The following is a 20802-nucleotide window of genomic DNA, read 5'->3' on the forward strand; positions in this document are numbered from 1 at the left end:
TCAGGTCATCCCGAAGGCTATCTTGAGGGTTTTGCCAACATCTACAGCGAGGCGGCGCGGGCGATCTTCGCCAAGCGCAAGGGCGAGGCGATCGATGCCGCCGTCACCTATCCGACCATCGACGACGGCATGAAGGGCATGGCCTTCGTCGACGCCTGCGTCCAGTCGTCAAAACGAAACGGGGCATGGGTAAAGGTGTAGGGGGCCCACAACGCCGCGTGTCTTTTCGGACGCTTAAAGGTCGCCGTCTTCAGTCGCATGGCCGCATGGTTTCTGTCCCTGAACCTGATCGGACGTCAGGAAACATGCGGCGGTGTGTCCTCACATCAGCGCCGTCGCGGCTTGAGCAGCAGCTGATGGCCCCAGGCGGTCGCCAGCTGCGCTCGGCCGCCATCACCGATTTCCGGACCAGCCCTGATACAATCGACCAGAGCAACCTCGACTGCCGTCGGGGCCGTCAGGATGCGAACGTGTGGTTCGCACCCGTGCGTCTCACTTCGCTCGACGTCCCCTGGGGCAACGGCCATCGAGCGTTACGATGACCGCGAACCTCTGTCGTGTTTATCTTAGCGGGCACATCCTGGCGCCGTCGGGTTTGTCCGGTCGCATCCTTTCGCCGTCGCCGCACGATTGTTGTTCTTTGCAGCAATCCCTCCGAGGTGCTCGGCATAATTGTCGCGGGTGTTTTGATCGACAACGGCGACCGGTGCTGCAAGAACCAGACCGGCAGCGTTGCCGACGGCCGCGGCCGTTCCGGTCGTGGCCACCAGGATCTTGTCGCCGAAGCCGACCCGGCTGTCGGTCAGTGTCTGGCCCTCGGAAATGCGCGAACCGATAAGGCGAACGATCTCCGGGGATTCCGCGAACTTGCCGTGATTGAGGCGGTCGCCCGCCTTTATCTTCGTCAGGTCGATCACAGTAATTTCGTTGTCCTCGAGTTCTTTCTTGTAGGGTTCCTGCTCAGGGTCGATCGCCCCGAGCCGGGCTACGTCACCCCAGACCCGGCGCGAGGCAGCGAGCGCACGGTCGTCGCGCGAGACGAACAGCGTAAAATTGGGATGTTTCTCGCCCATGTCCTCGATCTGCTGGCGGAAGACATCGACGTCGACATCGGGGGCCGCCAGCATGACGTTCTTGAACTTTGCCGGCAGTTCGCCATTGCGGATCGCCATCTGGCGCAGCGCCTCCAGTGCGAGCCAGTTGCCCATGGAGTGCGCGAGGATCGAGACCTCCTTCACTTCCGGATCGCGGTAGAGATATTGAAACAGGTTTTCCAGCGCATTGCGGGTGTAGTTGGCACTCTCTCGATCGTAACCGTAGGCCAGCAGGCTTCCACGTGACGGCCACGTCACGAGAATAGGCGCGCTGCGGACGCCGGAATCATGGACGATCTGGGCAAAGCGATAGACGGAATCCTCGAAGCGGTTGTTGAAACCGTGAATGAAGACGAAGACGCTTTTGTCGGGGCTTTTGCGCACGCTGGTGCTCAGCCAGGACTTGGCGGCAGCGACATCCAGCTCCTCAGCCTTCAATGTTGCAAAATCCGTTGCCGGGTTGGGGGGCAAACGCTTAGGCCAGGCAACCTCGCCCGCCTTGCGCACCGGCGGAATGGACACGGTCATATCGGCGAAGGTGGCGGCCAAGGCCCGTTCGCCGCTGTACATCTCTCCAGGGTTCGGCGAATGGCTGCGTGTCGTGGTGATGAGCATGTTGACACGGCTCGAACCTGGAGAGGTATCGGCGACCGGTGTCAGCACGCCTTTGGGATGGCCTCCGCATGCGGTCAGCACAAAGACAAGCATGGCGACGATTGCGCCGGTTCGAAATCGTTCAGGAGGTGCATCGCACGTCCTGCCGCTGGTATCCCGGCTCATTGCATCCCCCTGTCAAAGCGCAGTGCAAGCAGTCCCCAGCCGGCTTCCTGTCTTATTTCTGGGATGCTAATGCACGGAGCAGTTACAATGCAAGTGCATCAACGCCCGCTCGGCAGAACGGTGCCCGGTTTCGCAGAGGTCGTTCCCGAGGTTTGGGGGGTAGCAAGGCGCCGCCCGGTGATCGCTCTTTTGCCGTCGCCACGCGGATACGTTGCGGCATTCCGGCGACGTGGCAGATCATCTCAGTAAAGCCCCAATCACCGGCTAACCCTCTATGGTCATTCTCTGGCTCATCTGGCTTTTCGCTGCGGCGGCGACCGCAGGTCTGCCAACGCGCCCGGTTATCGACCCCTCCATGGGTATATGGTCCCTGTCCTCATTGCGGATAGGCCGGCGCGAATGCAGAGCGAGGTTCCTATGCGTGGAATTCCCGACGACATGCTTGCCGCCTTGAGCAAGGCGGAAGTCTCCATGCTTTGGCGCGTCTTCGAGACGGTGTGCATCGAATACGACATTCCGAGAGATGGCGAGCAGATCCAGCATCTGGCCCGGTTTCTCATGAGCGAATTTCGTCGCCCTCTGGACGAGGAAGCGTTGCTGGTTGCGGCCGAGGCTTTCTACCGTCACCACGACGGCAAATATGCAAAGTCGGCCTGAGGCCGCAATTTCATTGGCCATGGCGACGCCGGTTGCCGGCGACCCTGGCCGTTATCGCATTGAGACACAACCAAGGGAGAAATCCATGAAGCCATCTGTCGGAAGTTTCGGATACCAGTTCAGGTTCCTCGATTTCACGGTCCGATCGTCGCTGGCAATTGTGCTGGGTGTCGTCGGCTGTGTCACCCTCTACGGCGCTTTCTGGTAGCGGGCTGTCCCGGAAGGCTGGCTGCTCAGAGCAGCAGCCCGAGGACAATCGCGGCGATGGCTGAGGTCAATATGCCGTTGAGTGCCATGGCCAGGCCCGAAAACGTGCCGGCAATCTCGTTGACCTGAAAGGCACGCGCGGTACCGATGCCGTGTGACGTCAGGCCGGCCGCAAACCCGCGTGCCGCATAATTCTTGATGCGCAGCAGGTTCATCAATGGCGTCACGATGATCGCCCCGAGGACGCCGGTGAAGATGACAAGAAGCGCCGTCAGGGCCGGATCGCCACCGAGTTGCTGTGAGATGCCGACGGCGATGCCTGCCGTTGCCGATTTCGGCGCAAGCGAGACGGCGACGCTGTCGGGTGCGCCGAGCAGGATGGCGACACCGGTCGCACAGACGATCGCCGTCAGGCTGCCGGCGAAAAGCGCGACGATGACGGGTACGAAGTTCTGCCTGATCAGGGTGCGGTTTCTATAGAGCGGAACGGCCAGCGCCACAGTCGCGGGGCCGAGTGCGAAATGCACGAATTGCGCCCCGTCGAAATAGGTCGAATAGGATGTTCCGGTCGCCGCCAGGATCGCGACGACGAGGCCAACGGCAATCAGCACGGGATTGACGATCGGGTTGAAGCCGCTCCAGGCGGCCAGTCTTTGAGCGGCGATATAGGCACCGATCGTTACCGTCAGCCACAGAAGCGGACTGGTCGAGAGATAGACCCAGAGTTCGAAAACGCGGCCGCTAGTGTCCATCGCGAGCTCCTTTTGCGCCGAACACTCGGCTGACCAGCAGGAAAGCGCCGACTGTGACCATCAGCGTCACAACTGTCGACACGACGACGGCGATGACGATGGTGCCGGCGTAGTCGTAGATCAGCCGGTAGTTCTGCATCACCCCGACGCCAAGCGGCACGAACAGCACGCCGAGGTTCTTGAGCAGGGTGTCGGCGACGCCGCTGACGCGCGTATGGGCAGCGCCATCCTCGGACCCCGCTCTTTTATCGGCAAGCCAAAGATAGGCAAGCAGAAGCACGATGCCGAGTGCCGGAGCAGGCATGCTCAGGTCGAGCGTTCTGACAACGATCTCGCCGATCAGTTGGCAGACCAGTATGACAAACAGTCCTTCCATCACCGTCTCCAGCGGGTCCGCGGGGAGACCCCGCGGCGCATTCATCGCATCAATTTGTGCTTCGTAGCTGAAATCCTTCCGTGATACCTACCGCATAATTCGTGACGCGCTTCAGTGATGAACTGCGGCGACCGGTACCTCGTTGCCGTCGCGGTCGAAGAGCTTGCCGTCGCGATAGTGGTCGCCGTCGCGCAGGGCGGAAATGTCCTGATAGCGGATGATGCGCTCCGTGCCGGCCACGAACACCGACTGTTGATCGGAGTTGCCAGCCTTGAAGTGGTTGAAGAGCAGATTGAGCGAGATCGCCATGATCGCCGACGAGCTGATGCCGGAGTGGAAGATGGTCTCGAACCAGGCCGGGAAGTGATCGTAGAAATGCGGTGCCGCGATCGGGATCATGCCGAAGCCGATCGATGTGGCGACGATGACCAGGTTCATGTTGTTGTGGTAATCGACCTTGGAGAGCGAACGAATGCCGCTTGCCGCGACCGTGCCGAACAGCACGACGCCGGCGCCGCCCAGCACCGCCGGGGGAACGGCCGCGATCACCCGACCCATGACCGGAAGGATGCCGAGCGTCACCAGGATGAGGCCGCCGGTGGCAACCGCATAGCGGCTCTTGATGCCGGTGACCGCCACCAGGCCGACGTTCTGGGCAAAGGCGCTCTGCGTGAACGAGCCGAAGATGGGGGCAAACAGGCTCGATATCATGTCGGCGCGCAGGCCGTCGCCGAGCCGCTTGGAATCGACCTTGGTGCCGATGATCTCGCCGACGGCCAGAATATCCGCCGATGTCTCGACCAGGATCACCAGGAGAACGATGAACATCGAGATGATCGCGGCGGCCGTGAACACCGGTGCGCCGAAATGAAAGGGCGAGGGGAACGCGAGCATCGGACCCTCGGCGACCTTGGAAAAGTCCGTCATCCCAAACGCAAGCGCAATCAGCGTGCCGATGACCATGGCAAGCAGGATCGACAGGCGTGAAATGCTGGAGCTGCCGACCTTGCTCAGAAGCAGGACGGTGAGCAAGGTCACGGCCGCGAGACCGATATTGCTGACGCTGCCGAAATCGGGCGCAGTCGGATTGCCGCCCATGGCCCAGCGCGCCGCGACCGGCATCAGGGTGAGGCCGATGGTGGTGATGACGATGCCGGTGACGAGCGGCGGAAAGAACCTTGTAATGCGCGAAAAGATCGGGGTGATGGCGAGGCCGACGAGCGAGGCCACCATCACGGCACCCATCACGGCCGGCAATCCGCCGCCTTCGCGGCTGGTGACGATCGCCACCATGGTGGCGACACCGGCGAACGAGACGCCCTGAACCAGCGGCAGCTGACAGCCGAAGAACGGGATGCCGATGGTCTGCAGGATGGTCGCGAGGCCGCCGGCAAACAGCGACGCGGTGATCAGAAGGCCAATATCGGCCGGCGACAGGCCGGCGGCCTGGCCGATGATCAGCGGGACGGCGACGATGCCGCCATACATGGTGAGCACGTGCTGAAGGCCGTAGACGAGGTTCGCGCCCGCGCCCAGGCGCTTGTCCTCCGGCCGCTCGATCGTCTGTTCGATGTGATCGTTTCGATGCGAAACATCCATGCGTCTCCTCCCAGATGCGTGTGCTGTCTAATCTGCGCGTCTCCTCAAACGCGATGCCAGAACTATAGGCCGAGATCTTCGGCACCATTGCATGCGGGTGATTTGAAGTTGTTTTCGGTTTGTGGACGGTAATGCCTTTTGGCCGGATCGCCGCGAAAGAGGCCACGGCCGCGGGCTAGACGGTGCCTTTATCGCGACGCCGCCTGCACCACGGTCACGGCAATCATGTGGAAGACATCGTCTGCCGTGCAGCCGCGGGACAGATCGTTGGCGGGTTTGGCGAGACCCTGGAGCACCGGGCCGATGGCGGTCGCACCGCCGATGCGCTGGGCGATCTTGTAACCGATGTTGGCGGCATCGAGATTGGGAAAGACGAAAACGTTTGCCTGCCCGTGCAGCGCCGAATTGGGTGCCTTGGAGGACGATACGGCTTCAACGAAGGCGCTGTCGAACTGCAATTCCCCGTCGATCAGCAGGTCGGGCTGGTCGGCCCGAGCAATGTTCGTCGCCTCGACCACCTTTGAAACACGATCATGGGCGGCACTGCCATTGGTCGAAAAGGAAAGCATCGCGACCTTGGCCCGATCCCCCAGAAGCGACTGATAGGACTGTGCCGACATGCGGGCGATATCGGCAAGGCCGGCGGCGTCCGGGTCGACGACGAGGCCGCAGTCGGAAAAGACGAAGGCGCCCTTCTTCGCATGGTGGGGCTGGCACAGCATCATCAGGAAAAAACTGGAGACGAGGCCGGCATCCGGCGCGCGGCCGATCACTTGTAGTGCGGTGCGCACCGTGTCGGCGGTGGTTGCCACCGCCCCGCCGATGGTGCCGTCCGCCTCGTCCTCGCGCACCATCATGGCGGCAAAGACCAGATCTTCGCGCACGGCCTTCTCCGCGGCCTCTCGGTCGACGCCTTTGCTCCGGCGCAGTTCGTGATACCGGGAGGCAAACCGCTCTGTCAGCGCTGACGTTGCCGGGTCTTCGATCCGGACGTCTTGCTTCTCGCCGCCGTGATCGCGCAGGTGTTCGCCGACGATCTCGCGCCGCCCGATCAGCGTGATCTCGGCAAGGCCTTCGGCGCGGGCGCGTAGGGCGGCTACCACCACGCGCGCATCCTCGCCCTCTGCAAGCACGATATGGCGCGGCGCCTTTTTTGCGGTTTCGATGATCTTGTCGAGCGGTTTCATCAGAGGTGCCCCAGATAATGCATGCCAGCGAGAATGAAGACGCCGAGGAAGATGGTTTCGGCGACGATCAGTGCGACCGCGTCGCCGCCGACATCGAGCACGCGGCGCAGCGACGTCTTCATGCCGACGGCGACGATGCCCGCCAGCAGCGACCAGCGCGACGCCTCCATGCCGAGCTCGGCGACGGCAGCCGGCACCATCCCGACGGAGTTCGTGGCGGCAAGGATCAGGAAGGCGACGACGAAGCCGGGCAGCAGGGGTGGGCGCTTGCCTGCCTCGACACCTTCCTGGGGAACGTTTCGAAGCGCGATGGAGAAGATGAGGACGACGGGCGCCAGCATCGTCACGCGGATGAGCTTGACGAGCGTCGCCGTCTCGCCGGCCTCTGGCGACACCGAGAAACCGGCCCCGACAACCTGGGCCACGTCATGAATGGTGCCGCCGAAGAAGATGCCGGTGCCGCGGGCGTCAAGCCCCAGAGCTTGGGCGAGAATGGGATAACCGATCATCGCCAGCGTGCTCAGAACCGTCACCGACAGCACGGTGAAGATCAGGTTGCGCTCGGAGAACTCGTTTTTCGGCAGGACGGCGGCGATTGCCATCGCGGCGGATGCACCGCAGATCGCCACAGCGCCGCTGGTCAGAAGCGCAAGCCGCCAGCCCCTGCCAAGGACCTTGGCAGCCGCCAGCCCGAACAGGATCGTCGCGGCGATCGCGGCGACCAGGAGGAAAATGGTGCCGCTACCGAGCCCGATCAGAAGGTCGACACTGATGCGCATGCCGAGCAGGGCGACGCCGATCCTGAGGATCATCTTTGCCGATAGTTCGATGCCGGCGACGCAGCGGCCTTCCTCGGAGAGAAAATGAAAGGCGATGCCGAGCAGCAGCGCCATCAGCATGGCGGGCGCGCCATAGTGATCCGACAGGAACTGCGCCGCCATGGCGACGGCCGCCGTCACCAGGAGGCCGGGACCATAAGTCGACAGGGCTTCAGGCAGCCATTGAAACCGTCGGGTCGTTTCGGATACCGCATTCATGTCAAATTTCCCGTCCGAGAATACCAAATTGGAGCCCATGCCCGGCGACATCAGCAGCCGGGCATGGGGTGGATGTCAGACGTGCTGCTGCGGCCGCATGTCGGAGCGTTCGATGCCGGCGACCTGCACCGGCTTCTTCATCGCATCGCGGCGGAAGGGCTCGCCCAGCTCCTGATTGAGGATGACCTCGACGAATGTCGTCACGCCCTTTGCCTGGTCCTGCAACGCCTGCTGCAGGGCGGCGGTCAGATCGACTTGCGTGTCGACCGTCACGCCCTTCAGGCCGCAACCGTCGGCTACCTTGGCGTAGCTGAGGTTGGGGTTGAGCTCGGTGCCGACAAAATTGTTGTCGTACCAGAGCGTCGTGTTGCGCTTCTCGGCTCCCCACTGGAAATTCCGGAAGATCACCATGGTGATCGGCGGCCAGCCGGCGCGGCCGATGGAGGTCATCTCGTTCATCGAAATGCCGAAGGCGCCGTCGCCGGCAAAGCCGACCACCGGCACATCGGGGCAACCGATCTTGGCGCCGACGATCGACGGGAAGCCGTAGCCGCAGGGGCCGAACATGCCGGGCGCCAGGTATTTCCGCCCCTGCTCGAAGCTCGGATAGGCGTTGCCGATGGCGCAGTTGTTGCCGATGTCGGTCGAGATGATCGCGTCCTTGGGCAGCGCCGCCTGGATCGCCCGCCATGCCTGGCGCGGCGACATGCGGTCGCTCTCCCGGCGACGTGCCGAGGCATTCCATTCGGTGCCCGGATCGTCGTCCTCGTGGTCCATCGACGACAGCTGCTGCAGCCAGGCCGAGCGGGTCGTGTGGATCAGCGCCTTGCGCTCCTCGCGGCCACTGTCGCCGGCCGTGGGCGAAAGCTGATCGAGGATCTGGCTTGCCACCTGTTTGGCGTCGCCGCAGATGCCGACGGTGACTTTCTTGGTCAGGCCGATGCGATCGGAGTTGATGTCGACCTGAATGATTGCGGCATTCTTCGGCCAGTAGTCGATGCCGTAGCCCGGAAGGGTTGAGAACGGATTGAGGCGGGTGCCGAGCGCCAAAACGACATCAGCCTTGGCGATCAGTTCCATTGCCGCCTTGGAGCCGTTGTAGCCGAGCGGGCCGGCCGCCAGGCGATGGCCGCCGGGAAAGGCGTCGTTGTGCTGATACCCGCAGCAGACCGGCGCATCGAGCCGCTCGGCGAGCGCAATCGATTCCGCAATCGCGCCGCCGATAACCACGCCGGCACCATTGAGAATGACGGGGAACTCTGCTTCCGACAGCAGTCTCGCCGCCTCGGAAATCGCCTGCTTGCCGCCGGAGGGACGCTCCAGGCGGACGATGCTCGGCAGTTCGACGTCGATCACCTGCGTCCAGTAATCGCGCGGAATGTTGATCTGCGCCGGGGCGCAGCCGCGCCAGGCCTTTTCGATGACCCGGTTGAGCACTTCGGGAACGCGGCTCGCGTCGCGCACTTCTTCCTGGTAGCAGACCATTTCCTCGAACAGCGCCATCTGGTCGACTTCCTGGAAGCCGCCCTGGCCGATCGTCTTGTTGGCCGCCTGCGGCGTGACCAGAAGCATCGGCGTGTGGTTCCAGTAGGCGGTCTTGACCGCCGTCACGAAGCCGGTGACGCCAGGGCCGTTCTGGGCGATCGCCATCGACATGTTGCCGGTGACGCGGGTGTAGCCGTCGGCAATCAGCGCCGCGTTGGTTTCATGGGCGCAGTCCCAGAAGGTGATGCCCGCTTTCGGGAAGAGATCGGAGACCGGCATCATCGCCGAGCCGATGATCCCGAAGGCGTGTTCGATGCCGTGCATCTGGAGGACTTTGATGAAAGCCTCTTCGGTCGTCATTTTCATTGTGTTTCCTTTCATGTTGAGTTTGGGGCCGACCGAGCGGCTAGAGGATTTCGTCCTTGAGGTAGTACCAGCGGTACATTCCCCACTGGCCGATGCGCCGGAACGGCGTCAGCAACCCGTGGCTGGGAAGAGGAGAGGTGAAGATCGGCAGGTCGAGCGTGCCGCCCTTGCCGGCGACCATCTGCGCCATGCGCCGTCCGGCCTGGGCCGAATACATGACGCCATTGCCGCCGTAGCCCATGGCGTAGAACAGCGCCTGCTTCGGATCCGGGCGGAAGATGCGCGGCATCATGTCGTGGCTGACGTCGACCCAGCCCCACCAGGAGTAATCGACCTTGATGCCTGTCAGCACCGGGAACTTGCGGTAGAGGCCTTCGAGCAGGCGATCGAGATGCTTCGGGTTGACCGCGTCCGTGCCGGTAATCGCGCTGCGGCTGCCGATCTGCACGCGGCCGTCCGGCAACAGCCGGTAGTAGTGCCGCAGCGTGCGCGTGTCGGTGAGCGGGATGTGCGTGCGGAAGTTCAGCGCCGCCCGCTCGTCGTCGGTGAGCACGCGGGTGACGATCGAGTTGGAGAGGATCGGCATCAGCCGGTGCTTCGTCAGCGGATGCAGGCCGGGTGAGGTATAACCGGCCGTCGCGAAGCAGACGGCCCTTGCGCGAACGATGCCGCCGGGGGTGCGAAGGTGGAAGACATTGCCCTTCTGAGTGCAGGCGAGGACCGGGCTCGAGGTATGAACGCGGGCGCCGAGCTTTCGCGCGAGAGTGAGGTAGCCGAAGGCGAGCTTGGCCGCGTGGATGCCCATGCCGTCGGGCTCGTAAAGCGCGCCCACCGCCTCGTTGTCGCGGACGAAATCGCGATGGATCTCGTCGCGGCCGAGGATGCGGGTGCGGTAGCCGAAGACGTCGTTGAGGACGCGGGATTCCGCTTCCAGCGACGGCATCACCTTGTTGCGATGGGCGATATAGAGGTGGCCGCCGTCCTCGGGATCGCAGGCGATTTCCGGTGAGCGGATCAGGTCGCGGAAGAGATCGAACGCCACGCTGATTTCGACGTGCAGCTTTTTGGCGACATCGACGCCCCAGCGCTCTATCCACTGCGAGCGCTTCAGCCGGCCGGCCGAGATCTGGGCCTGGCCGCCGTTGCGGGTGCTGCAACCCCAGGCGACGCCGTTGGCTTCGAGCACCGTCGCCTTGATGCCGTGCTCCCTGGCCAGGTGGATGGCGCAGGAGAGGCCGGTGTATCCCGAGCCGACGATCGCGACGTCGACATCGACATCCCCAAGGATCGGGCCGTCGTCTGCGGGGGGCGGGCCGGCGGTTGCGATCCAGTAGGTCGGCGCATAGTCCTTGCCCTCGCCGGGATTGGCGGCGCGGTTGGGGTCATATGCCGGATCGAAGGGCTTGCTCGGCCTGACTGTTCTGACAAGCTGTTCCATGTCGGTTTCCTGGCCTGGCTCGAACTCAGTAGCGGAAGGGAGCCGCAATCAGCGGCCGGTTCTTGCGGAAGGCCTGCTTGCGCACGATCTTGCCGTCGCGCAGCGTGAAGAGGTCGCAGCCCTCGGCCTCGACGCGGCTGCCATCGGCGTTCGTGCCGGAAAAGGTCCATTCCGAAACGGCCCGATCGCCATGGACGAAATGGCCGTGGTGGGCCCAGTGGGCGTCCGGCATCGTCTGCCACACGCCGCTGAAGGCAGTGGCGATCGGTTCAGCGCCTTCGATGCGCGTACCGTGGGCCTCGCTGCCGGCCACCGTGTTGAAGATGCAATCGCTGGCGAAGAAGGACATGACGCCGTCGATGTCGTGCCGGTTGAAGGCGTCGAAGAGGTCGGAGAGGTCTTTGGCGGTGATCGGGGCGTTCATGGATCAGTTCCTTGCGTGTTGCAGGCAATGAATGCGGGCATGGCTTCGCCGTGGCCGGATGAACCGGCAGATCGGCTTGTCTGTCTGGTGATGGGGCCTTTAGGGCCGAGCGGTTATCCGCTCGGCGGCTGTCGTCCTGTCGACGGTTGCATCGTCACACCTTGCCCTTCCAGGGGATGAGCGCCTTTTCGAGGTGGCGGATCAGGAGATCGAAGGCGAAGGCGAAGACGCCGATGACGATGATGCCCATGATCACGGTGTCGCTGGCGAGAAACTCGGCGGCGTTCAGGACCATGAAGCCGAGGCCCCGGTGGGCTGCGACCATTTCGGCCGCGACAAGCGTCGTCCAGCCGACACCGATGCCGATACGCATGCCGGTGAAGATTTCCGGCAGCGCCGCCTTCAGAATGACGTGGCTGATGACCTGGCGGCGGCTGGCACCCATCGCATAGGCCGCGTGGATCTGCTCGATCGAGACCGAGCGTACACCGGCCCGGGCGGCAATCGCCATCGGCGCGAAGATCGCCAGGAAGATCAGGAACACCTTGGGGAATTCGCCGATGCCGAGCCAGATGATGATCAGCGGCAGGTAGGCAAGCGGCGGCAGGGGGCGGTAGAACTCGATGATCGGATCGAACAGCCCGCGCATCACCCGGTTGACGCCCATGAGGATGCCGATCGGAACTGCGGTGACGAGCGCCAGCGCGAAGGCGCCGAGCACGCGGCCGAGGCTTGCGAGCGTATGCTGGGCGAGTGTCGAGTTGGAGACGCCCTCCGTCAGCGCGATCACGAACTTGTCCCAGACGGCCAAAGGCGACGGCAGGAACAGCGGTTTCACCCATTGCATCTCGGTGATCAGCAGCCAGAGCGCGACGAGCGTCAGCGCGGTCAGGAGGCTGATATGCCCGCTCATGCCTTCGCCGGGGGCACCGTAGATCCGGCCCGGCTTGACCGGCTTGGCCTTCATCACGCGCTCAAGCATGGAGGAGCTCCGGGTTTCCGGACTGGCGCTCGTCGCCGTAGATGATGCTGAGGATCTGTTCACGCATGTCGATGAAGTCGCGACTGGATTTGATTGCACGGGCATTGCCTCCTTCCAGGAACCGTTTGTTGAAATCGAGCTCGTAGGTGTGGGTGATCCGTCCGGGCCGCGGCGACATCACGATCAGCCGCGAGCCAAGGAACAACGCCTCCTCGACGCTGTGGGTGATGAAAAAGAACATCTTGTTGGTCAGCTGCCAGACTTTCAGCAGCAGTTCCTGGATGGTCTCGCGCGTCAGCGCGTCGAGCGCCGCCATCGGCTCGTCCATCAACAGCATCGACGGATCGCAGCTCAAGGCACGGGCGATGCCGACGCGCTGCTGCATGCCGCCGGACAGGTGATAGATCATGTGCCGGTGGAAATCCTGCAGGCCGACGAGGGCAAGGTTCTTGGCGGCCACCTCGTGGCGCGTCGCCTTGTCGACGCCCCGCAGTTTCAGTCCGAATTCGGTGTTGTCGATGACGTTGAGCCAAGGCAGCAGCGCGTGCTTCTGGAACACGACCCCGCGGTCGGCACCGGGGCCGGAGACGCGGCGGTGTCCGAGCGTAATTTCGCCGGCGCTCGGGGCCATGAAGCCCGCCATCAGATTGAGCAGCGTGGTCTTGCCGCAGCCGGAGGCGCCGAGTGCCACGACGAAATCGCCGCTCTTGATCTCGAGGTTGACGCCCTTGAGCGCGATGACCGCCTCGTCCGTGTAGAGACCAGGATAGGTCAGGCTCACATTGCTGACATTGAGAGTTTCCATTGGAAAGGCCTTTCGAAAAACGGCTGTTGAGTGGCGTTGGCGGCGCTCCTGGCCGACGGGTGGCCAGGAGCTAAGCGTCGGCTACTTCGCAGCCTCTTTCGCGTAGGCGCTGTTGACATAGGGCGCGTAGTCGTCGAGCGCCTTGTCGATTTGCTTCTGGTCGGCAAGGAACTTTGCGCTTTCGGTGAGCGCGCGAAGCGCACCGCCGCCAAGCCAGGTTTCGGAGGCCTGCTCCTCAGCCGTCGGGAACGACAGGAGGTTCAGTGCTTCCACGGTGCCGGCGCCATCGCCGCCGATCAGCTTGACGATGTTCTGGACCGGTGCGGAGTCCGCCGTCCAGCTGGCGGCGTTCGCCTTGTAGTCGGCATAGGATTCGGCCAGTACCTTGGTGAAGGCGGCCATGAATTTCGGGTTTTCGGCGGCCCATTTCTTGTCGACCACCAGTCCGTCGAAGGTGGGCACGCTTGCCGCGCCGATCACTTCGGAATCGGAGATCACTTTGCCGGTCTTCAGCAGTTCCGACAGGGCCGGCGGCCAGACATAGGCGGCATCGATATCGCCGCGCTGCCAGGCGGCAACGATCTGCGGCGGCTTCATGTTGAGGATGTTGACTTCGCGCGGATCGACCTTCCATACCTGCTCAAGGCCGACCAGCAGATGGAAATGCGAGGTTGAGACGAACGGCACGCCTACCGAGCGCCCGACCAGATCTTCGGGCTTCTCGATGCCGGAACCTTCGCGGGCTACGAGCGCCTCCGACTTGCCGATGTTGTCGAGGATCCAGAACAGTTCGAGATCGACGCCGCGGGTTGCTGCGGCCGTGGTGCCGGTCGAGCCGATAACGCCGATCGGCACGTTGCCGGATGCAAGCGCCGTCGAGATGTCTCCGCCGGAGCTGAACTGGCGCCAGTCGACGATATAGCCAGCCTCCTTGGCGGCGGCATCGAAGCGACCGTCGGCGATTGCCGCGATGAACGGACCGACGATCTGCTGGTAGCCGATGATCACGTTGGTCTCGGCGCGGGCAAGGCTTGATGTCAGGAGGCTGGTCGCAATCGTGGCCGCCCCCGCCATGTATTTCAAGGCGTTGGAATAGAACATGTGTTTCCCTCTGGTTTCGACCCCTTTTTCGGGGTCTGTCGACTGTTTTGCCGATCTCATTTTCGACCATAAGGGATAAAGCAGCTTTGTCGTTTGCTTTATAGCCAGATTGAAAGTTAGATAAGTCCAGTTGTCGTCGTTGGGAGATCGGACGTGGCGCGCATCTCTGTTCCGGAAACCGTGTTCTTCGTCGACCGGGCGGGCCGCGCCAGCTTGCAGGCCCAGATCCGCGAGACGGTCGTTTCCGCCGTGCTGTCGGGACGACTGCCGCCAGGTGCCCAGCTTCCCTCTACCCGCAAGCTTGCAAACTATCTCAATATTTCCCGCCTGACCGTCACGCTTGCCTATCAGGAACTGGCGACCCAGGGATATCTCGACGCGGCCGACCGCAGCAGTTTCCGGGTCGCCGACAAGCCCCCCTTCAACGTGCTCGGCGCGGACTTGGCGCCACCGGACGCGGAAGCCGTGGACTGGTCGTCCAAGCTGCGCTCGACCTTTCGTGTCGCCAAGCAGATGCGCAAGCCGCTCGACTGGAGGCGGTATCCGTACCCCTTTCTCTATGGCCAGATGGACCCGTCACTGTTCGATCTCTCCGCCTGGCGAGATTGTGCCCGACGGGCGCTGGCGCGCGAAGACTTCGAACTGATGGCCGGCGACTTCGCCGCGTCGGACGACGTGCAACTGGTCAATTACATTTGTTCGCGCACGCTGCCCGGGCGTGGCATCCGGGCCAATCCCGATGAGATCCTGGTGACGGTGGGGGCGCAGAATGCGCTTTGGATCGTTATTCAGCTGTTGCTGCGGCGTGGCTCGCATGCCGTCTGTGAAAACCCCTGCCACCCGGATATGAGTGCCTCGCTGCGGCTGAGCGGTGCCAAGGTCACGGTGCTGGACGTCGACGACGGCGGGCTGCCGCCGGCGAACCTGCCTGAGCAGGTCGACGCCGTCTTCGTGACGCCGAGCCATCACTCCCCGACGGGAGCAACGATGCCGATGGATCGCCGCGTGGCGCTGCTCGAAGCCGCTTCAAGCAGGGACTTCGTCATCATCGAGGACGATTACGAGTTCGAAATGAGCTTTCTCGCCCCGCCGTCGCCGGCGCTGAAGGCCTTCGACAGAAACGGGCGGGTGTTTTACATCGGCAGTTTCTCGAAATCGCTCTTTCCCGGTCTGCGGCTCGGCTATCTCGTGGCGCCAGCGCCTGTGATCCGGGAGGCGCGGGCGCTGCGCGCCCTGATGCTGCGCCATCCGCCGGGTCATCTGCAGCGCACAGCTGCCTATTTCCTGGCGCTCGGCCACTACGATGCCGTGCTTCACAGGATGCGGGAGGAATATCACCTGCGCCATCGGGTTATGGCAGAGGCGCTCAATGCCAACGGACTGAAGATCGCCGGATCGGCGGCCTTCGGCGGGACCTCCTTCTGGATCGAAGGACCTGACGGTCTGGATGCCGACAGGCTGATGGCCGACCTGCGGGAAGACGGGGTGCTGATCGAATCCGGATCGCCGTTCTTTCCGACCGAAGAGGAAAGCTGCCGCTTCTTCCGCATGGGGTACTCGTCGATCGGCCGGGACCGCATTGCCGACGGCGTCAAGTTGACGGCAAGCCGAATGGCGCAACGCTGATGGAAACGGCCCCGGCGTCTCCGGGGCTCCGTGCCGTCAGCCGAGATCGGCGTGCCTGCCGCTTTCTAGCCGTTCGACAGAAGGGCCAGGATCTCGGTGCGGTTAAGCTTCTTGCCGCTCGCGACGTCGAAAATCCGAAGCGCGATCCGGTTGGCGGGTGGGTCGGATTGGGTGCAATTGTTCTGGGTGCACCATTCGGCCAGAGCTTCACGCATCTCGATGATATCGGTTGCTGGCGGATTGCGGGTGTTTGACATGGCAGAACCTCATTTTCGGCTTGAGCTTAGGTTCTGCACCACTCCGTCACAACTCTGAGAAATCAGGGGGAACCGGCCGTTTTACCCATCAGAAAGCACGGTACGTCATGCCTGACGCGCAGCGCTTTCAGTTGGGGCGGCATCGCCCGTCTGGCGGATATGCGCCTCGATCAGGCGTTTGAGATCGGCGGCATCGCGGGCTTCGAGCGCATCGACCATCATGTGATGCTCGCGCGCCGAGCGTTCGACGCGGGCTCGTGTGCGCCACTGCGAGACCGGTGCCGACGAGGTGCGTTGGCGGATTTCGGAAACGAGATCCACAAGCTCGTTGTTGCCCGACAGGAGCAAGAGTTCGCGATGGAAGGCGAGGTTTGCCTCGTAGTGCTCCAGCACGGTGCCCTCCATCGTCATCCGGTCAAAATGGCTGGCGAGTTGGCGCAGTCTAGTGATGCTTTCGGGCGTGGCCCTTTCCACCATCAGGTCCGCCACCGCGGTTTCGAGGATGACGCGGATGTCACTGACTTCCTGCGCGCGCCGCCCGTCCGGCTGATAGACGTGATAGCCGCGGTTGGGCACATGTTCGACCAGACGCTTCTGCGACAGCCGGTCAAGAGCCCGACGAACCTCCGGCCGGGTGCAATCGTAGCGCTTTTCCAGGTCGATCTGCTTGAGCCAGGTGCCGGCCGGAAGCACCCCGGTCAGGATGTCTTCGAGAACGAGATCGGTGACGTCTCGGTCGTTGGCCGCATTTTCGGTCACATCGTGCATTTCGGTCATAGGCATTCCTGTTTTCTCGTTTGCCGGCGGGCTCGTTTGGTTCGATCCGCGATCGGTGCGAATTCGGCGTGAGATGGATACCGAAAATATCCATCGCCGCCCATTGCGCAAATTATTTTTGTATCCTAAATTGGCGCCAATTTTGGTAACTATCGCATGTGGGACGCTAAACGCAATGAAGAATACGGAACACGTATGGTCGATCGTCGAGGAAAAGAGCCCGGCCTTCTTCGCGCTCAGCGACCGCGTCTGGGACAGTCCCGAAACCAACTACGAAGAGTTTCAATCCGCCAGCGAGCACGCCCGCCTGCTTGAAGCCGAGGGGTTTCGCGTCGAGCGTAATGTCGCCGGCCTGCCGACTGCGGTGACGGGCGAGGCCGGCGAAGGCGGCCCGGTGATCGCGATCCTCGGTGAGTTCGACGCGCTTCCGGGCCTGAGCCAGGTCGCGGGCCTGGCCGAAGAGCGCCCGGTCGTTCCCGGAGGCAACGGCCACGGCTGCGGGCACAATCTGCTCGGCTCCGGCTCCATGCTTGCGGCTGCCGCGGTCAAGGATTACCTCAAGGCCAATGGTCTGAAAGGGCGCGTGCGCTATTATGGCTGCCCGGCCGAAGAGGGCGGCTCGTCCAAAGGCTTCATGGTGCGGGCCGGCGCCTTCGACGATGTCGACGTCGCCATCTCCTGGCACCCGGCAGCCTTTTCCGGCGTCAACAATCCGATCTCGCTTGCCTGCAACGAGATCAATTTCCACTTCTCCGGTCGCGCCTCCCATGCCTCGGCGACGCCGCACCTCGGCCGCAGCGCGCTTGATGCCGTCGAGCTGATGAATGTCGGCGTCAACTACATGCGCGAGCACATGCCATCGAGCGCCCGGGTGCACTATGCCATCACCGATGCCGGCGGCGATGCACCGAACGTGGTGCAGGCCCGCGCGACGGTGCGTTATCTCATTCGCGCTCGTTCCTTGCCGGACCTGCTCGGCCTGATCGAGCGCGTCAAGAAGATCGCTGAAGGGGCCGCGCTGATGACGGAAACGACCGTGCGCCATGAGGTCATCAGCGGGGATGCCAATCTTGTCGGCAACGGTCCGCTCGAGGCGCGGCTCCACACCTGTCTCGAGCATCTCGGGCCTGCCGCCTTCGATGCCGCCGACCTGGAGACGGCGCGAAAGTTCCAGGCCACCTATACGCCTGACGATATTTCCGCATCCTACGCCCGCTTCGGCCTGTCGCCGCGCAAGGGGCAGCCACTGTGCGACATGATCTATCCGCTTTATGGCGGCGACGGCAGCATCGTCGGCTCCACTGACGTCGGCACCGTGAGTTGGGTCGTCCCAACGGTGCAGATGCGTGGCGCGACCTATGCGATCGGCACGCCGGGCCATTCCTGGCAGCTGGTCGCCCAAGGAAAACTGCCGGCGGCCCACAAGGGCATGGCCCATGCGGCGAAAGCCATGGCGAGCCTTGCCATCGACCTGATGTCGGATCCCGAACTGGTGGCCGCCGCCAAGGCGGACCATCGCAGCCGGCTCGACGGAACGCCCTTCGTCAATCCGATCCCTGATGATGTCGATCCGCCTCTTCCTGTGCGCGAGGCAAGCTTCGCCGAAGAGGGAGCGCAGGCATTGTGACCCAACCCGGTATCCTCGAACTCCTCAGTTTTGGCCCCGACGGCTGGGGAAACATCCTGCTTGCCGGCGCGATGATGACGATCCTGATCGCACTGTCGGGTTACGCGACCGGTGCTGTCATCGGCGTCCTTGGCGCCTGGGCGAAAGTGAGGGGCGGGCCGGTCACGCGTCTGGTTGCAGATGTCTACACGACGGTGCTGCGCGGCATTCCGGATCTGCTGGTCATCTATCTGCTCTATTTCGGCGGTTCCGCCGCAATCTCCGCGGTTGGGCATCTGTTCGGTGCCGAAGGCTTCATCGGCTTTCCGGGCTTCCTTGCCGGCATGCTTGCGGTCGGGATTACCTCCGGCGCACAGCATACGGAGGTTTTTCGTGGCGCGTTCAGGGCAGTGCAACCCGGAGAGATCGAGGCGGCGATTGCCTGCGGCATGCCGCGGTGGCTGCGCTTCCGGCGCATCGTCGCGCCGCTCACCCTTCGGCACGCGCTGCCCGGTCTCGGCAATGTCTGGCAGGTCGTGCTCAAGGAGAGCGCGCTGGTCTCGATTACCGGCGTCGCGGAACTGCTCCGCCAGTCCCAGGTTGCCGCGGGCTCCACCGGCCTGCCCTTCGATTTCTACCTGATCGCCGGCGGCATCTATCTGGCGATCTCGACGGTATCGAGTGCCGTCCTGCACCGGGCCGAGCATCATTTCAGCCGCGGCGTGAGGAGAAGCTGATGGACTGGACCTTCCTTCAGGAGACCTTCGTCAGTCTCATTTCTGCCGTCCCGCTGACATTGCTGCTGGCGGTCAACGCGATCGCGTTCGGCGCGGTCCTGGCGGTCGGCATCGCCGTTGCCCGTTTTTCAGTCTTCGCGCCGCTGCGCTGGTTGGCGCAGGCCTATGTCTTCGTTTTCCGCGGCACGCCGCTGCTCGTCCAGCTCTTCATCATCTACTACGGCCTCAGCCAGTTTCCGGCCATTCGCCATAGTCCGCTCTGGCCGATCCTCAGGGAGCCCTACTGGTGTGCAGTGCTGGCGCTTGCGCTCAACACCGCCGCCTATGCCAGCGAGATCGTCCGCGGCGGTCTGCTTTCGGTTCCCTTCGGACAAATCGAAGCGGCCAGGGCATGCGGTATGTCACGCTTCATGATCTTCCGGCGCATCACGCTGCCCCTCGGCGTCAGGCAGGCGCTGCCCGGCTACGGCAACGAGATGATCTCGATGGTCAAGGCGACGTCGCTGGCATCGATCATCACGCTCATGGAAGTGACGGGCGTTGCGGCGCGCATCATCTCCGAGAGCTACCGCGCGATCGAAGTCTTCGTCGTCGCCGGCGCCATCTATCTCACCATCAACTTTCTGCTCACCCGCCTGGTGCAGCTCGTCGAGTTCCGGCTGAGCCCACACCTCAGGCAGCCGGTCGCGGTGTTGCCCGCCATCATCGAAGGAGAAGCGCATTGAGTTCGCCCGCGTCGTCCGTTGCGCCCGTCGCCATCAGCGTTCGGGACATCCACAAGAGTTTCGGCCCGATCGAAGTCCTGAAGGGCATTTCGCTCGACGCGCGCGAAGGTGAGGTCGTCTCCATTCTCGGCTCGTCCGGCTCGGGCAAGTCGACCCTGCTTCGCTGCATCAACATGCTCGAAACGCCCGATCGTGGCGCGGTCACGGTTGCAGGCGAGACCATCGAGATGCTTGCTGCCGGCAACGGCAAGAGCCGCCCGCGGGATCGCGCACAGGTGGATCGCATCCGCTCGCGCCTCGGCATGGTGTTCCAGAGCTTCAATCTCTGGTCCCACAAGACGGTGCTGGAAAACGTCATCGAGGCCCCGATCCACGTGCAGAAGCGCCCGCGCGCCGAATGCATCGAGGAGGCTGAAGCGCTTCTTGCCAAGGTCGGGATCGCAGCCAAGCGCAATCACTACCCGGCGCATCTTTCCGGCGGCCAGCAGCAGCGGGCGGCGATCGCCCGGGCGCTCGCCATGCGCCCGGCGGTGATGCTGTTCGACGAGCCGACATCGGCACTCGATCCCGAACTCGTCGGTGAGGTGCTGCGCGTGATGCGCGCGCTCGCCGAAGAGGGGCGCACGATGCTGGTCGTCACCCACGAGATGGGCTTTGCGCGCGATGTCTCGAGCCGGGTCATCTTTCTTCACCAGGGTCAGATCGAGGAAGACGGTCGACCAGACGAGGTATTTGGCAACGCCAAATCCGAACGCTTCCGGCGGTTCATCAAGGCGTGAACCGG

21 protein-coding genes and 1 pseudogene are annotated in these 20802 nt (G+C 63.3%); 8 read left to right on the forward strand and 14 right to left on the reverse strand.

All coding sequences use genetic code 11. From position 1 onward, the window contains the following. Positions 1-201 (forward strand): annotated as a pseudogene (locus AC07UR_RS05825) (gfo/Idh/MocA family oxidoreductase); the annotation flags it as partial. 365 nt (positions 202-566) lie between these two features. Here the strand turns inward: AC07UR_RS05825 and AC07UR_RS05830 are convergent. Next, positions 567-1802, reverse strand: a complete 1236-nt coding sequence (locus AC07UR_RS05830) for an alpha/beta hydrolase (RefSeq protein WP_173422228.1) — start codon at positions 1800-1802, stop codon at positions 567-569. A gap of 489 nt (positions 1803-2291) precedes the next feature. Between AC07UR_RS05830 and AC07UR_RS05835 the strand changes: the two genes are divergently transcribed. Both AC07UR_RS05835 and AC07UR_RS05840 read left to right on the forward strand, forming a co-directional pair. Then, on the forward strand, positions 2292-2531 hold the full coding sequence (locus tag AC07UR_RS05835) for a hypothetical protein (protein WP_115422714.1): 240 nt from the start codon (positions 2292-2294) through the stop codon (positions 2529-2531). 85 nt (positions 2532-2616) lie between these two features. Then, the gene (locus AC07UR_RS05840) at positions 2617-2739 is read left to right on the forward strand and encodes a hypothetical protein (protein WP_268833705.1); all 123 of its coding nucleotides are present in this window, start codon (positions 2617-2619) and stop codon (positions 2737-2739) included. 25 nt (positions 2740-2764) lie between these two features. Here AC07UR_RS05840 and AC07UR_RS05845 read toward each other — a convergent pair whose 3' ends face one another. The 11 genes from AC07UR_RS05845 to tauA form a co-directional block, all read right to left on the reverse strand. Beyond that, entirely contained in the window at positions 2765-3490 is a 726-nt protein-coding gene (locus AC07UR_RS05845; protein ID WP_209789239.1) for an LrgB family protein, read from the reverse strand. Further along, entirely contained in the window at positions 3480-3866 is a 387-nt protein-coding gene (locus AC07UR_RS05850) for a CidA/LrgA family protein (RefSeq protein ID WP_209789241.1), read from the reverse strand. Before AC07UR_RS05850 ends, AC07UR_RS05845 begins: the two co-directional genes overlap by 11 nt. A 111-nt stretch (positions 3867-3977) precedes the next feature. Further along, the gene (locus tag AC07UR_RS05855; protein WP_173421463.1) at positions 3978-5465 is read right to left on the reverse strand and encodes a nucleobase:cation symporter-2 family protein; all 1488 of its coding nucleotides are present in this window, start codon (positions 5463-5465) and stop codon (positions 3978-3980) included. A gap of 188 nt (positions 5466-5653) precedes the next feature. Next, the gene (gene pta, locus AC07UR_RS05860) at positions 5654-6652 is read right to left on the reverse strand and encodes a phosphate acetyltransferase (RefSeq protein WP_209789243.1); all 999 of its coding nucleotides are present in this window, start codon (positions 6650-6652) and stop codon (positions 5654-5656) included. Beyond that, on the reverse strand, positions 6652-7689 hold the full coding sequence (locus AC07UR_RS05865) for a YeiH family protein (RefSeq protein ID WP_173421465.1): 1038 nt from the start codon (positions 7687-7689) through the stop codon (positions 6652-6654). The genes pta and AC07UR_RS05865 overlap by 1 nt, the downstream gene beginning before the upstream one ends. A gap of 75 nt (positions 7690-7764) precedes the next feature. Further along, entirely contained in the window at positions 7765-9540 is a 1776-nt protein-coding gene (gene xsc, locus AC07UR_RS05870) for a sulfoacetaldehyde acetyltransferase (RefSeq protein WP_209789245.1), read from the reverse strand. 40 nt (positions 9541-9580) lie between these two features. Next, complete coding sequence (locus AC07UR_RS05875) at positions 9581-10978, reverse strand: NAD(P)/FAD-dependent oxidoreductase (RefSeq protein ID WP_209789247.1); 1398 nt, start codon at positions 10976-10978, stop codon at positions 9581-9583. A 25-nt stretch (positions 10979-11003) separates the two neighbouring features. Further along, on the reverse strand, positions 11004-11390 hold the full coding sequence (locus AC07UR_RS05880; RefSeq protein WP_209789708.1) for a nuclear transport factor 2 family protein: 387 nt from the start codon (positions 11388-11390) through the stop codon (positions 11004-11006). A 166-nt stretch (positions 11391-11556) separates the two neighbouring features. Next, positions 11557-12384, reverse strand: coding sequence for an ABC transporter permease subunit (locus tag AC07UR_RS05885; protein ID WP_173421468.1), 828 nt, complete (start codon positions 12382-12384; stop codon positions 11557-11559). Continuing rightward, entirely contained in the window at positions 12377-13189 is an 813-nt protein-coding gene (locus tag AC07UR_RS05890; RefSeq protein WP_173421469.1) for a taurine ABC transporter ATP-binding protein, read from the reverse strand. The genes AC07UR_RS05885 and AC07UR_RS05890 overlap by 8 nt, the downstream gene beginning before the upstream one ends. Before the next feature lie 81 nt (positions 13190-13270). Further along, positions 13271-14290, reverse strand: coding sequence for a taurine ABC transporter substrate-binding protein (gene tauA, locus AC07UR_RS05895; protein WP_209789249.1), 1020 nt, complete (start codon positions 14288-14290; stop codon positions 13271-13273). A gap of 153 nt (positions 14291-14443) precedes the next feature. Here tauA and pdxR point away from each other — a divergent pair, with 153 nt between their 5' ends. Then, positions 14444-15916, forward strand: coding sequence for a MocR-like pyridoxine biosynthesis transcription factor PdxR (gene pdxR, locus AC07UR_RS05900; protein ID WP_209789251.1), 1473 nt, complete (start codon positions 14444-14446; stop codon positions 15914-15916). Positions 15917-15981: 65 nt separating this feature from the next. Here pdxR and AC07UR_RS05905 read toward each other — a convergent pair whose 3' ends face one another. Both AC07UR_RS05905 and AC07UR_RS05910 read right to left on the reverse strand, forming a co-directional pair. Continuing rightward, positions 15982-16173, reverse strand: a complete 192-nt coding sequence (locus AC07UR_RS05905; RefSeq protein ID WP_173421472.1) for a hypothetical protein — start codon at positions 16171-16173, stop codon at positions 15982-15984. Positions 16174-16278: 105 nt separating this feature from the next. Further along, complete coding sequence (locus tag AC07UR_RS05910; protein WP_209789253.1) at positions 16279-16950, reverse strand: GntR family transcriptional regulator; 672 nt, start codon at positions 16948-16950, stop codon at positions 16279-16281. A gap of 175 nt (positions 16951-17125) precedes the next feature. Between AC07UR_RS05910 and AC07UR_RS05915 the strand changes: the two genes are divergently transcribed. From AC07UR_RS05915 to AC07UR_RS05930, 4 genes are read left to right on the forward strand one after another with little or no spacing between them, the layout of a single operon-like run. Next, positions 17126-18577: a M20 family metallopeptidase gene (locus AC07UR_RS05915; RefSeq protein ID WP_209789255.1), complete on the forward strand. Its 1452-nt coding sequence runs from the start codon at positions 17126-17128 to the stop codon at positions 18575-18577. Continuing rightward, the gene (locus AC07UR_RS05920) at positions 18574-19293 is read left to right on the forward strand and encodes an ABC transporter permease (protein ID WP_209789257.1); all 720 of its coding nucleotides are present in this window, start codon (positions 18574-18576) and stop codon (positions 19291-19293) included. Before AC07UR_RS05915 ends, AC07UR_RS05920 begins: the two co-directional genes overlap by 4 nt. Next, positions 19293-20018 (forward strand): ABC transporter permease, encoded by a 726-nt coding sequence (locus AC07UR_RS05925; protein WP_209789260.1) that lies wholly within the window; start codon positions 19293-19295, stop codon positions 20016-20018. The genes AC07UR_RS05920 and AC07UR_RS05925 overlap by 1 nt, the downstream gene beginning before the upstream one ends. Further along, entirely contained in the window at positions 20015-20797 is a 783-nt protein-coding gene (locus AC07UR_RS05930; protein WP_173421477.1) for an ABC transporter ATP-binding protein, read from the forward strand. Before AC07UR_RS05925 ends, AC07UR_RS05930 begins: the two co-directional genes overlap by 4 nt. The last annotated feature ends 5 nt before the right edge of the window (positions 20798-20802 follow it).

Source organism: Ensifer sp. GW821-FHT05G01 (genome assembly GCF_059419585.1).